14 protein-coding genes are annotated in these 14,515 nt (G+C 38.2%); 3 read left to right on the forward strand and 11 right to left on the reverse strand.

Annotation, left to right across the window (positions count from 1 at the left end):
* Window positions 1-164: 164 nt before the first annotated feature.
* From OIT90_RS15405 to OIT90_RS15440, 8 genes are all read right to left on the reverse strand, one after another.
* Entirely contained in the window at window positions 165-1,688 is a 1,524-nt protein-coding gene (locus OIT90_RS15405) for a Kelch repeat-containing protein (RefSeq protein WP_474892715.1), read from the reverse strand.
* A gap of 102 nt (window positions 1,689-1,790) precedes the next feature.
* A complete protein-coding gene (gene alr, locus OIT90_RS15410) occupies window positions 1,791-2,972 on the reverse strand; it encodes an alanine racemase (protein ID WP_474892716.1) in 1,182 nt (393 codons plus the stop codon).
* A 181-nt stretch (window positions 2,973-3,153) separates the two neighbouring features.
* Window positions 3,154-3,765, reverse strand: a complete 612-nt coding sequence (locus OIT90_RS15415) for a hypothetical protein (protein WP_474892717.1) — start codon at window positions 3,763-3,765, stop codon at window positions 3,154-3,156.
* Between the two features lie 99 nt (window positions 3,766-3,864).
* A complete protein-coding gene (locus tag OIT90_RS15420) occupies window positions 3,865-5,274 on the reverse strand; it encodes a hypothetical protein (RefSeq protein ID WP_474892718.1) in 1,410 nt (469 codons plus the stop codon).
* A 228-nt stretch (window positions 5,275-5,502) separates the two neighbouring features.
* Entirely contained in the window at window positions 5,503-5,640 is a 138-nt protein-coding gene (locus tag OIT90_RS15425; protein ID WP_268474515.1) for an aspartate phosphatase, read from the reverse strand.
* Window positions 5,630-6,763 (reverse strand): response regulator aspartate phosphatase, encoded by a 1,134-nt coding sequence (locus tag OIT90_RS15430; RefSeq protein WP_474892719.1) that lies wholly within the window; start codon window positions 6,761-6,763, stop codon window positions 5,630-5,632. Before OIT90_RS15430 ends, OIT90_RS15425 begins: the two co-directional genes overlap by 11 nt.
* Window positions 6,764-6,892: 129 nt before the next feature.
* The gene (locus OIT90_RS15435) at window positions 6,893-7,312 is read right to left on the reverse strand and encodes a GNAT family N-acetyltransferase (RefSeq protein ID WP_047202755.1); all 420 of its coding nucleotides are present in this window, start codon (window positions 7,310-7,312) and stop codon (window positions 6,893-6,895) included.
* Window positions 7,313-7,343: 31 nt separating this feature from the next.
* On the reverse strand, window positions 7,344-7,913 hold the full coding sequence (locus OIT90_RS15440; protein ID WP_059377844.1) for a TetR/AcrR family transcriptional regulator: 570 nt from the start codon (window positions 7,911-7,913) through the stop codon (window positions 7,344-7,346).
* 164 nt (window positions 7,914-8,077) lie between these two features.
* Here OIT90_RS15440 and lpdA point away from each other — a divergent pair, with 164 nt between their 5' ends.
* Entirely contained in the window at window positions 8,078-9,472 is a 1,395-nt protein-coding gene (gene lpdA / locus OIT90_RS15445; protein ID WP_474892720.1) for a dihydrolipoyl dehydrogenase, read from the forward strand.
* Between the two features lie 108 nt (window positions 9,473-9,580).
* On the opposite strand, the gene OIT90_RS15450 is transcribed toward lpdA, so the two are convergent.
* Complete coding sequence (locus OIT90_RS15450) at window positions 9,581-10,738, reverse strand: MFS transporter (protein WP_039177899.1); 1,158 nt, start codon at window positions 10,736-10,738, stop codon at window positions 9,581-9,583.
* A 121-nt stretch (window positions 10,739-10,859) separates the two neighbouring features.
* Here OIT90_RS15450 and OIT90_RS15455 point away from each other — a divergent pair, with 121 nt between their 5' ends.
* Together OIT90_RS15455 and OIT90_RS15460 are read left to right on the forward strand one after the other, a co-directional pair.
* Entirely contained in the window at window positions 10,860-11,750 is an 891-nt protein-coding gene (locus tag OIT90_RS15455) for a LysR family transcriptional regulator (protein WP_249117736.1), read from the forward strand.
* A 16-nt stretch (window positions 11,751-11,766) separates the two neighbouring features.
* Window positions 11,767-12,330: a GNAT family N-acetyltransferase gene (locus tag OIT90_RS15460; RefSeq protein WP_474892721.1), complete on the forward strand. Its 564-nt coding sequence runs from the start codon at window positions 11,767-11,769 to the stop codon at window positions 12,328-12,330.
* A gap of 4 nt (window positions 12,331-12,334) precedes the next feature.
* On the opposite strand, the gene OIT90_RS15465 is transcribed toward OIT90_RS15460, so the two are convergent.
* Both OIT90_RS15465 and OIT90_RS15470 read right to left on the reverse strand, forming a co-directional pair.
* Entirely contained in the window at window positions 12,335-12,859 is a 525-nt protein-coding gene (locus OIT90_RS15465) for a DinB family protein (RefSeq protein ID WP_474892722.1), read from the reverse strand.
* 203 nt (window positions 12,860-13,062) lie between these two features.
* Window positions 13,063-13,959, reverse strand: a complete 897-nt coding sequence (locus OIT90_RS15470) for a macrolide 2'-phosphotransferase (protein ID WP_081258441.1) — start codon at window positions 13,957-13,959, stop codon at window positions 13,063-13,065.
* Between the last annotated feature and the right edge of the window lie 556 nt (window positions 13,960-14,515).

Here is a 14,515-nt window from a genome sequence, read left to right on the forward strand (position 1 = left end):
AGGCTTATCAACCCTGACACTTCTATTATCGGAAGTGGTTATAGGATGTTTAGCAGATTTTTTAATAGATATCATATTTTTTCATGACATTGATCCTAATTTTAACAATTTTACAAATATAAGAGCTGCTGATCTATTATCAGCAGCTCTATCGTTTTTGAATATCAGTATTGCTTGATATCAAACATTAAGATATTTTGGTACACAACGTAATCCTTCTTACTTGTGAAAGGACCTTTATTGTGTTCATCATTGATTTCATAGAAGTTCATACCAATTCCAAAGCTTCTTTCTTTGTACCAGTTAAGAAAATCGTTGATTTCTTTCATTGAGAGCAGATATTCCTTTTGCAGTCCATTGATCATGGTTATAGAAAGTATACCTTTCGCAGTTTCTTCTCCAGGTTTTGTTCCATCCTGATCTTTTGGTTCTTCCGTGGATCCATCACCAGGTTTTGTTCCGTCTTGATCTTTCGGTTCTTCCGTGGATCCATCACCAGGTTTTGTTCCGTCTTGATCTTTCGGTTCTTCCGTGGATCCATCACCAGGTTTTGTTCCGTCTTGATCTTTTGGTTCTTCCGTGGATCCATCACCAGGTTTTGTTCCGTCTTGATCTTTCGGTTCTTCTGTTGCATCTTCATCTGGCTTTGCTTCATCATCAGTTATTTGCAAGTCACTTAATGGAATAGAAATCACTGATTTGTAATCACTTTTTGCAGAAAAATTTCCCATATAATATGAGTAGTTACGTCCGCCAATGACATACAATTGGTCATCAACAATTGCTGCGACAGCTGATACTCTACCTTCTGGTAAATCATACGCTGAATTTTTAAATTGACCATCTTTCGGATTGAAAATTTGAACTTTATTCAGCATTTCACTTGAACGATCACCAGTCCGCTGTCCACCAATAACGAAGAATTTCTCATTATATGTTTCGTAGGCTGGTTCAAATACATATGAAGTTAAGTCACTATCTTTTAATTTACTCCATTTATCTGTTGAAATATCATACTGGAACAAAGATCTTTCTCTACTATGCCCAATAGAATTTTCTCCACCTGCAACATATATTTTGCCGTCAATTGCAGAAATGGCTCTCCCATTTCGAGGTGGTAAAGCCGATGAGTCCAAACTCTTCCATTCACCAGTGGCAGTATTGAATTGATAGACATTATTTTTATAAGAGTTTTTTGAAGAGACAATATATATATTCTCTTTCACTGCAACTGCGTACAAAGTTCCCTTGCTATAAGTTGAAAAAACAGGATCTCTTGGAATTTGAATCGGTTCTTCAGCCCACTGATCAAGTTCTGCATCATAAATATCAATCGTATTATAGGATACTTTAGTATCTTCGTTAATCCCGCCTATTAAATAGATTTTTTTACCTACAGTAGCATATGTTCCACCTGTTCTATATCTTGGCATACTTGCTTTCTCTTCCCACACATCTTTCTTAGGGTCATACATAAAAGTTTGGTTGTTTAATTTATTTTTTTCACTTGCTCCACCAAACACATAAATCTTTCCATCAACAACTCCCACACTAGCATTAATACGTTCTTCTGGTAAATCAGCTCGTTTCGTCCATCCAGTTGAATTTTCAGCTGCATTCGCTTTGAATGGATTAATGGTACTTATTAAAAGAAGTACCAAGATAAATAGTAAAAATCTTTTTTTCATTTTTTCTTCCTCCAGTTCATGACATTCCCTCCTTTTACCGTCCTTATTTTTACTTTTTTTATCATTAAAGGTTATTATTAATCAATTTTTATGATGAAATCCTCACACATACATCACCGGCGTCGATATTTTAATAATCTTCCCGCCCCGACGATAAAACCTAGGAACGCGGCGGCTTAAAGTGGCGACAACTTCGTAGTTGATCGTATTGAGCATTTCAGCAATTTCATCGACAGAAATTTCTCCGCCCTTTTGACGACCGTAAATAACGACTTCCTCGCCTTGTTTTGCTTTCATTTCTCCTAAACTGATCATCGTCATATCCATTGTGACTCGGCCAGCAATCGGCATTCGTTTTCCGCGGAAAAGCATAAATCCTCGATTTGATAAGGCTCGTGAGTACCCATCTGCATATCCGATTGGTATGGTTGCTATAACTTCATCAGGTTTTGCTACATAGGTTGCCCCATAGCTGACGGTCCTTGGCTTTGTCACCATTTCTTTCACGAACGCAATCCTTGCTTTTAAACTGAGAGCGGGCTCTAGCTTAACAGCGTCTAAACTCTCAATGTATTGCGAGGGGTACAGTCCATATAGCCCGATGCCGAGCCGAATCATATCTGCACTAAATTCAGGAAATGCGATGGCAGCTGCTGTATTGTTCATATGTACCGTAGGCAATGTAATGCCTTGTTTTTTTAAGAAACGAAGAAAATCAATAAAAATGCTGTGCTGAAGCAGTGTGAAATCAGGGTCAGGCTCATCCGCAGTGGAAAAATGCGTAAATATTCCATCCCATCTCAGGTTTTCACTCTCTTCAAGCGCCCTCACCACCTCTAACAGCTCTTCCTTTGTCCGTACACCTAATCGTCCCATCCCAGTATCGACATTGACATGAATCCCAAGCCGGGGCAGACTTTCTTCTTCCGCTAAAATCTCATTTGCTTGAACAATCCAGTCTTCATGAAGGCCGGAGAGGTCAATTCTCCAGGTTGCAGCTCTTTTCACACAGTCGAGCGGGGTAAATCCAAGGACGAGAATCGGTGCTTCAATTTTTGCTCTCCGCAATACAATGCCTTCTTCCAAGCTGGCAACTGCAAGCTCTGTCGCACCGCTTTCTAATGCCTGCCGCGCAACCTCCACAGAACCGTGCCCATATGCATTCGCCTTCACGACAGCCATGATCTTACTTTTCTTTGGAATATGCGCTTGAATGGCTTCGATATTTCTTTTAATCGCGTCAAGATTGACCTCGATCCAGACTTCCCTGCAAAGCTTTTGCATATATATTTCCTCCTCATCACATGAGTCATTTCAATATCAATGTGCGTTTCTTATCTAGTCTATCTTTATTCATTTTTGAGAAAAACATTCAACCGCAATGACTGGACCAGCTTTGACTTGATTGACATAAAAAAAGAAACCACCTCAAACTGTGATTTCTTCTTTATGAACAGTCATTTCATTAATCCTCAGATTTCATCATTGAATCAATTTCATGATAAATCTCCTCCAGATTTTCTCGTTCAATCAAATATTCTGCGGTGCTCTTAAGAACAGGCACATCAAATTTTAGAAAGGTGAGCGTGATCGTTGATGATTCCTGATCATTCATAGTTAATCTCAATTCAAGTGTCGAGATCTCTTCATTATTATCACTCTCAACAGAATGTTCAATCGGCACACCATCTTCTAACATGTCAACTTGTTTCAACTCTTTCATGGAAAGCTCAGTAACATCAAACCTGAATTTTCGAGATGAGCCGCCAGGTTGATGTGTAATAAAGCGCATGACCTTTCGCACATCATCAATCGCAAAACCTTTATCCACATTTTGTGAAAAGATGTATGTTGAAGCCTGAAAGCCGTCTTCTTGAAAAAGCATCATCATTTTATCTAATAATATGTTTGGATCATTCTTTTCTTTTTGTCTTTGTAATCTACCAGCTATGAATAAAATGACCATTCCCCCGATGATGCTGAGAGCCGTCCCCAACCCATTCCCTACATCTGCTAAAACAGTAAAACCTAAAATAGCAATCATATAAGCAATGACAATACCTATGATGAATATCACACAATGTTCCTCCTATCATGACCCTTCATTCACAAATTTGTTCAACCATTGCCACAGTAGGTCTAGAGAAATAATGTCTCTTAATAAGGTCTAAATTAATTACTTTTCTCTTTTTTCTATAGCATTCATTAATTTTTCGATGAATTGCACTGCAAAATTATCATATTCTTCACCACTCAATGCTTTGTTTTCATTATTTCTTCCAAAAATTTTTGGAAAAAGCTCTTTTTTGAATAACTCTTGATCGTGACTATTAAATATTGCGATATAAGGATCTAGCGTCTTAAGCTCAACTTCCAAATTTCTATTATTATATGCTAGTTCTTGATTTATTTTTGCTTGTCTTGCTGTATAAGCAGTTAAAGAACCAAGTGATGCTATAGCAAAAAATTTAGCTACTAGATCAGGCCATGATAAAGTTGTTATTTCTTGAAACAACAAGGAATAAACCGAAAATCCTGCAGTAATTGCAAACGAAATCATAGTGAATATTTGCCATATCCTAGCAGATTTCATAGCTGAATCTGCAACTTTTTTATGATGTCCAGCTATAGAGGTTGTTGAGATTTTCCCTAGTAATTGCTCTACAGCAACTTTATGCTCTTCTAAAATTTTGTCATATTCAATTTGTTTAGTTTTAATGTCACTAATGAAATTTTCTTGCTCCATTTTAAAAGATTCTATTAAATCATTCTTTTCTTTATAAAAACTTTCTTCAAAATTCTTTGTGAAATTTTTAACATGACTTAATTCATTATCAAAATTTTCCTTATTACTCTGCAAAAAATCACTAAAAGAATCTTTTAAGTTAGTTTTTAAATTGTCAAAAGATTCGCTTCTCTCGCTTTGTTTCTCTAAGAACTTTTTGTTCAGGTTATTTTGATATTCCTCTAATTCGAGCATCTTATTTTGAATTTTATTTTCCAAGTCAGAGACTTCTTCTTCACATTTAGAAAATATATCTTCAAATTGTACCGTCCAATTATCTATTTCTTCTTCATAATCAGTTAAGTCATCTCGCATATCAGTTATCTTATCATTTAGATTGTTACTTTCTTCATTTAATTTATTTATTTCTTTTTCAAGGTTACTTTTCTGCATCCCTATAGATCTTCTAAAACTCGATGCTGCTTCTCTTATATCTTCAATACCATCCTTTGTTAATAAGGGTATAAATACGGAATTTTTAAGTATTCTATCCATAAACATATTTAAATTTTGATAATCAGTTGTTATATCTTCAAAGAATTTTTCTTCGTTTATATATTCTTTTACTTTATCTATAATTATCTTTAATTCGTTTAAATCCTCTTCTATTAGTAAATAGCTATCTGTTGAATTAATAGTTGTAGATAAATATTGTATAACTAAATAACACCTATTCAATATATTTCTAGATTCATCATCCAAAGATTCTATTAACTCTTGTTTATTATTTAAAATTAAAATTTGGGTTTTAATATCTTCAATTTCTTTATAAACTTGATGGTTTTCAATCTTATGTAACATTGACATCTTATCTCCTACTTTCTTTAACAATCGACAACTCATTCACACCAAATTATTATATTATTTGGTATACTCCCAGTGATTTCTTCTACTTAAATATGCTCAGCAAATATAGTGTTAATTTAAATTCAGTAAAACTTATAAATTTTTCACAGTAGTCATCTATATTTAAAATCATTACTCTAAAATTTACTCACACAAATAAAAAGCCCTTAAGGGGCTTTTTATTTAAGCAGTATAACCGATACTTGCAGTATGGCCTCTCCTAGCTTCATCATGACTTGCTGTCACTTCAGATGTAAGATAACCAACAATACTAATAACGCTAATCATCACGAATACAACTGATAACGTTTTAAATTTCATACTGACAGTCCCCCCGCTTCACTTGAGTTTGGAAATAAAGAATTTTCTCATAAAAGAGCATCGCATTGTCTTTATCTCCCATTTCATTATAATATTTTGCAGCATCTTTTGCTAAATCTTCTAGATCAGGATACATTGACTTTATTTCTAGCAATTCCATTATTTTTTCCAACTGCTCAAAATTGTTGTCAACGTATAGTGATCTTAAAAATTTGAATATCAATAACAGTACATGGTCTTTCAGTTTTTCAGATAGTTCTATGCCGTTATTTAAAGCATATATACCTAAATCCTGTTCTTTCTTTTTGAAGTAGGCTTTTGACAACATAATAAGCGGGTCTAAGATTCTATTTAAATGTTCGTATCCCTGCTCTCTAAATGCTCGTATTGAGTCATTAAAGTGAATTATTGCTTGGGCTATTTCTTTGTTATGAAAATAACTCAACCCTAAATTATAGAGTGCTGATCCTTTTAATCGTTTTGTTGAGTTGTCGGCGGCTTTTTCTAGTGCGTGTTGAAAATGGGGTATTGCTTTTTCGGGGCAGCCCATATCTATGTAGTTTAATCCAATCACAAAAGAACATTGTATTTCTCTTACTGTGTATGTATCTTTTTCTCGATAACATTCTATCGCCTGTGCGATATGGTGCATGGACATGTGGGTTTGTTTCATGTGGTAATAGATTTCAGCCATCTTGTAATTGAACTCGGCCCGTTCAATATCGTCACTGACAAGAGACAGCTTTTTTTCTGCCCGTTTATAGAAGGTAATCGCATTTAGGTATTCATAGTTTTCGAATTCATACATGCCGTAGAAAAAATTGAAGTAATACTCGAGCAATCCTGTTAATTTTTCTTGGTCCCTTTTGATCTTCATTGCGAGTTCCTTGAAGTTGGCCCGCTCTTTCCCATTTTCTAAAGGATTCAAGTAATCAAGCATTAATTTATGTCTGAACTCCATGAGTGAGAAATACAATAATAAATCTTGATTTTCTTCCATATGAACAAGCATTGATTTGATTTCCTCTTTATATGCTTCGGCGTCCGGTACGTGAAATCTTTGAATATGATAATACCATTCATTGATTTTCAAACCGACGTGAGAAGAAAGCACTTTCTCCATCAGCCCTTACCCCTTCCTCTATTTTCCCTATAATGACATATATTATCATTTTATGAACCATTCGACACCGAAAAGAAACCGCAAAAAAGCCCTATAAAGGGCCGTGTGAATGATAAGATAAAATGACTTCTATTCATAAATAAGCACCCAGTATTCTGCCCCAGGTTCTCCTTCTTCTACAACAGCCTTCCAGCCTCTTTTTTGATAAAAAGATAAAGCTTTGTGATTTTCGGAGACACATTTGAGGGTGACCGGTGTTCCCAAAACTTTTATCGCTTGTTTGAGCAGCAGATCTCCAGCCCCTTGGCCCGCAGCTTCTGGATGTACAAACAAGAGGTGAATAAATCGATCGGGTACATATAGAGAAATGAATCCGAGGATTTTATTGTTCTCCTCAGCTAAGAAAATTTGCTCTTCCTGCGTATCTTGATCAAAATCTTGCAGATTGAGTTCTTCTGGATTGAGCCAGTGAAAGCTTTGGCGCCGGGATTCTAAATAGATTTGTCTTAATTCTGGATAATCTTCTATGCTTGCTTCTCTAATTACCATCGCAACATCCCCTGTGTTTTTTATTTGAATGTTAATTCGCCTCTAAAACGCGTTTTGCCTGTATTATGCCTGCCAGTAACAATTGATCACTGAACTGCGAATCATTGACAGCACGTGCAAGAGCAATTGTACCAATCATGCTGCTTACTAGTGCGTAACTCGTAGAGAGATCTATGTTTCCAGCATCAGCTATAAACTCCATAAATCGTTTCAATTCATCGGTATAAGCATTCCGTACCTCTTGCGATAATTGAGCAATTTCTCCTGACAGCGCAGGCAGTATACAGCCGACCTCCGTCTGATCACGGTGAACCGAACTTAAATAGAATTCAATGATCGTCTGAATTCGAGGCTGATCTGCTTTCTTGTCTGCAACACTTTGCAGCAGCTTGATCGTATCAGTAATAGCAAAATGAAAAGCCTCTATCACCAACTGATCCTTGTTCTTAAAGTGAGCATAAAACCCTCCATGAGTTAGGCCTGCTCCTTTCATAATGAATGGCAAACTGATATTACGAACGCCATTTGTTCGAAATGCTCGTGCAGCACTTGCAATGATCTGCTCTCTCACTTTTGACTTATGACCTTTCGGATAAGGCATCCCTCTACCTAACCTCCTTCTTATCAAAATATTATATTCATCATATTATCTTGTGTCAATTGACTGAAATCCATCTTTCCACACTCAGATGGGATTGACTTCAATAAAATATGATGATTATAATATATTATGATCATCATATTTTAAAGTTGGAGGTGCAAGAAATGATTCATTTAGACACAGTAGATACATTAGTAATTGGATCAGGTCCGGGAGGCTATGTGGCGGCATTACGTTCAGCTCATCTCGGCATGAAGACAGCGATTGTAGAGCGTGATCAGTTAGGTGGAGTATGCACCCATGTAGGCTGTATCCCTTCTAAGGCGCTAATAGCAGAAGCAGAGCGGTTCAAGCTCCGCACACAATGGGGTGGTTTTCAAGAAGGCGGCTCTTTCAAGGAAGCTCAAGCGTTCAAAAAAGCGGTTGTGGACAAACAAGCGGGAGGCGTACAATTTTTATTAAAGTCAGCGGGAGTTACCATACTGGAAGGCGATGCAAGTTTGATCGATCAGCATACAGCGGTCATTCAACATGCCGAAAAAGGTAAAAAGCAAATCAACTTCAAACACCTTATACTAGCAACCGGCTCCCGTCCAATTGAAATTAAACCACTCCCTTTCGGCGGTCGTATTTTGTCTTCCACTGAAGCACTATCCCTTCCCGAGATCCCTAAAAGCCTTGTCGTAGTTGGGGGTGGTTATATTGGGGTTGAATTAGGACAGATGTTTGCTAGGTTTGGAACAAAAGTCACCATCTTGGAAGGCGGCAATCAAGTATTGCCTGGCTTTGAAAGTGAGCTTGTCTCGCCTGTCGTTCGTCAATTGAAAGAAGATAAAATCACGCTGATTACAGGAGCAAACGTCACAGATGCCGAGCAGCGTATGAGCGGAATTGATCTTCATTATGAGAAACAGAAAAAAAGCTACACGGTGAAAGCGGAATATGCACTGATTACTGTAGGAAGAAAACCGAATACAGATGGAACATTAGGTCTTGATTCTATCGGGTTGTCTATTCCTTCTCACGGACGAATTGAAATTGATGAACAATGCAGAACATCCATCCCGCACATATATGCGATTGGTGATATCACAGAGGGGCCTGCTTTGGCTCATAAAGCTTCCTATGAAGCGAAGGTTGCAGCAGAGGCAATCGCTGGTAAACTTTCAATTATAGATTATAAAGCGATCCCACTTGTTGTTTTTTCCAGCCCAGAATTGGCGAGTGTTGGACTAAGTGAAACGGATTGCAAACAAAAATCCATTCCGACTGTCATTGGGAAAGCAATGTTCTCCATTAATGGCCGAGCGCTTGCATTAAAAGAACCAGAAGGTTTTGTGAAGATTGTAGCCCATGCTGAATCTGGTCTTATTCTAGGGGCACAAATCGTAGGGGCTGAAGCATCTACTCTTATATCAGAACTAGCTCTCTCTATTGAAATTGGCGCTACAGCAGAAGATTTAGCAATGACGATTCATCCTCACCCAACATTAGGTGAAATGATCATGGAAGCTGCAGAAATGGCCACCCGTAAAGTTGAAAAATATCTTGCAAGATAATTCGTTCATGTGCAGCTTCTAAAAAAATAACCGCCATAGCCTATTTATTTAGGAAGGCTATGGCGATTTCCATTGTGCAATGATATAAAAGCGCCGATCAATTGATCTTTAATTGGATCCCACTTCGCGTTTTTTACCAAGGTTCATGGATAACTGAACGCCAATCATCAGCATGACGATGACAACCATTGCCACAATAGAAGCATAAAAATGTCCGCTTAGATCGAAAACCAAGCCAATGAAAAATGGACCGAATCCACCTACAATGTACCCGCCCATCTGCGACATCGCTGACCAGGTTCCGGCTTCCTCTGGAGTATTCGTCTCCATAATCGGGAGCATAAGCGCTAAAGGAAATAATCCACCTGCACCCATACCTAGGAAAATGACGGCTGGCAAGATCGGCATTGGCAGAAGAAGAAAGATAAGGCCAATGAGTTCAGACAGACTGCATAAGATGAGAAATAATTTCGGTTTTCCTAATCGAGTAACGACCGCTGGAACAAGCAGTGCCACTGGAATCTGAATGAGTGTAAATATGGTCAGCAGCATGGCAGCATATTGCGGACTGTTTCCAAAGCTAAGAGCAATCGGTGAAATCCATGCCGTCAAAGAATAAAACATACTAGACATAAAGCCAAAGAACAAAGTGAATTGAATAGCCTTTTTGTTTCTCAACGGCAATTTTAACGGCAAAGTTACATGATCACTCCGCTCATTTTTGCGAACTAAACCGACCCATAGAATAAGGGTAATCACCCCTAGAATCGCCCAGCAGGACAAAGCTAACGTAAGGTGATGCTGACTGCGTAGATAAATCGGAATGGTGAAGCCGGAAGCGAGCGCTGCACCTATTGTCATCGAAATTGAATACACACTAACAATACCAGGATTTCTCGGGAAATATTTTTTAATAAAACTAGACAATAAAGGACCCGCAAAGCTAATCCCTACCCCTCCTGCGAACGCAGTCATGAGCAGGATAGCAACCGATTGGCTTGTACCACGTAGTGCGGTGGCAATCGTGATAAGAAGAATTGAGAAAAACAGCGTTCTTTCTAAACCAAAACGCCGGCTGAGTATCGTCGCAACAGGAGCAAATACCCCCATACAAAGGACAGGCAAAGTGGTCAAAAGACTTGCTGTCAGTGCGTTTACACCAAGCTCTGATTGAATCATGCTCATCATGGAAGCCACGGACGTAATGATTGGACGTAAGTTTAATGCTGCTAAAAATAAAGCGGCTAAATAATATATTTTTTTCATCAATACCCTTCTTTCATCTCGTTAAGGTTACTTTGAGTATAAAACTGCTGCATCCATTGATCAATACAATAAATCGTATTATGATAATAGGAAAAGGCTATCATTTATGAAAGGAGGACAAATGGATACCCGGCATATTACCTATTTTATGGCTGTATATCATCATTTGCATTTTACAAAGGCTGCTGAGGAGCTAGGCATATCACAGCCGACACTTAGCCAGCAAATTCGACTGCTTGAAGCAGAAGTTGGAATGCCGCTCTTTGATCGAATCGGCAAAAAAGTCGTGGCTACCGAAGCTGGTTCGCTGCTTTATCAATATGGCATGAAAATGCTTCAAGCTGAAAGAGATGCAAAAAATGCGATGAAAGAACTATTATCAGAAAAACGAGGAACCGTTCGTCTCGCAGTACTCCCCTCCGATCTTGATTTTCAGCTGGTGCCACTTTTTGTAGAATTTAAAACACTTTACCCCGAAACCAATTTGAAGGCATATTCAAATATCTTCGTGCGTGAAGAAGTCCTTTCGCATAAAGTGGATCTCGGCATCGGGCTGCGAGGGCCTGCAGATAAGCGTCTCGTTCAAATTCCACTTGGAAGTGAGCCGTACGAATTATTTGTTCATTCAAAAAGTGATTTAGCCCAAAAGAGTGAAGTGACATTGGAAGAGCTGACTCAGCATGCGTTGGTCATGTATCCGAAGGGATATCTAGGAAGGGATTTAGTAGATAACGTATGTAAAGAACAAGGTGTTGAACTAGACACTGCCATGGAGGTTGGATCCGCATTTTCGCTATTGCAGCTGGTTGAAGCCGGGATCGGTGCAACCATTCAGCCAAGAGGATTACTAAAACAACATTCGACGTGGTCCAATATTGTTTCGATTCCTATTGCTGAGCCAGCACCTGTCCGGCACTTGGAATTAATTTATTATGCAGATCGATTTGTCAGCAAAGCACAACAGCAGCTATCTGAATGGCTGATAGACTTTTTCAAATCAAGAACAAACTAAAAAGTGAGGTTAACACATGAAGAATGCAAACAGCATATTTACAAGAACAAACCGGGTTGTTATTCGCCAATTTGACAGGCAGGATATTGAAGCATTTTATCAATACCGAGCAAATCCCTCTATTGCAAAATATCAATCCTGGGAAAACTACACGTACGAAGATGCTGAATCATTTGTTCAACATCAAATGACACAAAAACCTAATCAACCGGGGACGTGGTTTCAATACGCTATTGCCTTATCTGAATCCAATCAGCTGATAGGAGATTGCGCCATTCATACACTTGACAGTGAGCCGAGAATTGTTGAAATAGGTTTTACACTTGCGCCTGAATACCAAGGAATGGGCTATATTCATGAAGCTCTGAGTGCAATTTTCGAATATATCTTTATAACACTAAACAAACATAAAATCATTGCCTTTACAGATGTGCGCAACGAAAAATCCATTCGAGTGCTGGAACGTTTAGAAATGAGACGCGAAGGACATTTGCTGCAAAATTATATGTCAAAGGGACATTGGGTCGATGAATATCAATATGCCATGCTTCAATCTGAGTGGGCCGCCAAGCATCATTAAACATTTATTTCCTATTTAAAATCCCTAAATAAGCGCTCCATGGGCCCACATCGGTTCGATATCGTTCCGCCATGACCCGAACAATCTGGGACATATGTGTGAAGTCATGGACAACCCACGCAGAAAGTAATTCGCTCACTTTCACGACTCCAAACTGCGGGTGAACGCCCTTTTTTTCTAAATCAAGGCCTGAATGTGTCATACGCTGAATGTATGCCACATTCTCCATCCGCACATGATGAAACTCAGATAATGCTTGTTCTATCTGTCTTTCAGATTGGTTCAAATGAGAGTAGCGGTCAAACGCAGGAAATGGTGTATTCTCTCCATCAACAAGAATCACATTTAATCGAGGAATCCAGTTGAATTTCTCTGCTTCAATCAAATGTTCAATGACTTCAACTGGATTCCACGTCCCCTCCCCTTCACGGCTGTGAAGCCAATCCTTCGATAAACCCGACAAAAGACTTTCTAACGTGTGAGGAGTTCGACTCAACATATCCAAAGCTTCATTTAAATTAAAATTCATGTGGTTGCTCCTTTATCAGTTTTTCTTTATTTTAATGGATTTTGGATAGATTGTAACTCATACCTCAAGACAGATAAAGGTGCTTATGCCTTTTATTTTCTTTGACTATGGATCATTTGATCGATCAACTCAAACATTTTTTTCATGAATTAGATTAAAAAAAAGCCCTTTTCAGAGGCTTTTTTTGGATTCGTTCTGATTGATTAGCTCTCGTTTGCCAACATGTACGCTGCAGCTTCATGCATATCTTTCAATCCTGATCTCTGTGCGTACTCGGCCACAGTGATCGCACTTGTAGTCAGAAGTTCTATTATATGTTCATCCATTCCCTGCCAAGTTCTCCCGCCTGCTTTTTCATACGCATGGATAAGTTTTGTTAACCCTTCTGTCCCAAAGAGAAGTTGATGCGACAAAAAGTCTGCAGATACATCACCAACCCCCACTTCAGACCAATCAATCACCCCCGTCACACAATGATTTTCATCAATCAGAATGTGGCCAGGATGCAAATCACCATGCTTCACTCCCACGAAAGGCGGCCATAAAGAATCTTTAGCTAGCCATTCTTGCCAGCGCTCCCATAAACCGCTGTTAATGGTGTATTGCGATTTGACACGTTCCATTCGCTGTTTCATTGATCCTCTTAATTCATGAGCACTGAGCATCTCCACACCGATCGTTTTAAAAGGCTGTTGATCTAAAGAATGTACATTCGCTAAAACTCTTCCTAAGGATTCATAATAAACTTGCGGTACATTCGTTGAGTCAAAACTCCACACATACGATTGTTTCTCCACATCAATACTAGCCGCCGGTACTCCCTCTAATTGTTTATAAGCAATCAGACTTTCTGTAAAGATTGACCACTGAGGGATCTGAAATTGAACCTTCTTACTAATATGATCTAATGTCTTTTTTTCTTGTAAGGTATGTTTCATTGATTCAGGTCTGCGAGGCACTCTTAATATCCATTTAACACCATTTGAATCTTCAACATGTGCGACACGGAAATCAACACCTGATTCATTTATTTTGATGGTATTCTCTGAAATTTCTAATCCGTGATGATTGGCTAACTGCTTTAATTCTAGTCTTTTCATATCCATTCCTCCAATTGCTCATTTAGTCATGATCAATAGGCATCAAGAAAATCATCACAAAAATCCACAAAAGGCTACTTTATGTGGTCAGAGTAAACAAAGCTAGACTTATGCCCTTCTTTGTATTATAAAAACATACAAAAAAGACAGAACAATTATCTGCCTGTCTTCTAGTGAAATTGCATACTTTCCCGCTGAAGATCATTAAAAATGTGCAGACTACCCCGTTTACTCCGTTTGATGAAAACAGAGCCTTTGAACATATGAAATTACTGATTGTTCAAAGTTTGCTGGCGTAATCTTCCTGCATGCATCATCTTTAACCATCCTCCTCTTTGTCATATAAAGTTACTATACTTTATTTAAATATGACTTTCAATAAGACTACGAAAAGAAGGATTTAAAATCATCTGAATTCCCAATTAATTACATATAATGTAATAAATGTATCCACTTGTGTTAAGATATGGTTATTGATTCTTTTGTCTAATAAATTTATTAAACTCAAAAACCCGATGTACTTTGAATTTTGAGTGTATGAGAGGCAATTAGAACA

It is taken from the genome of Bacillus sp. ABR (genome assembly GCF_056172715.1).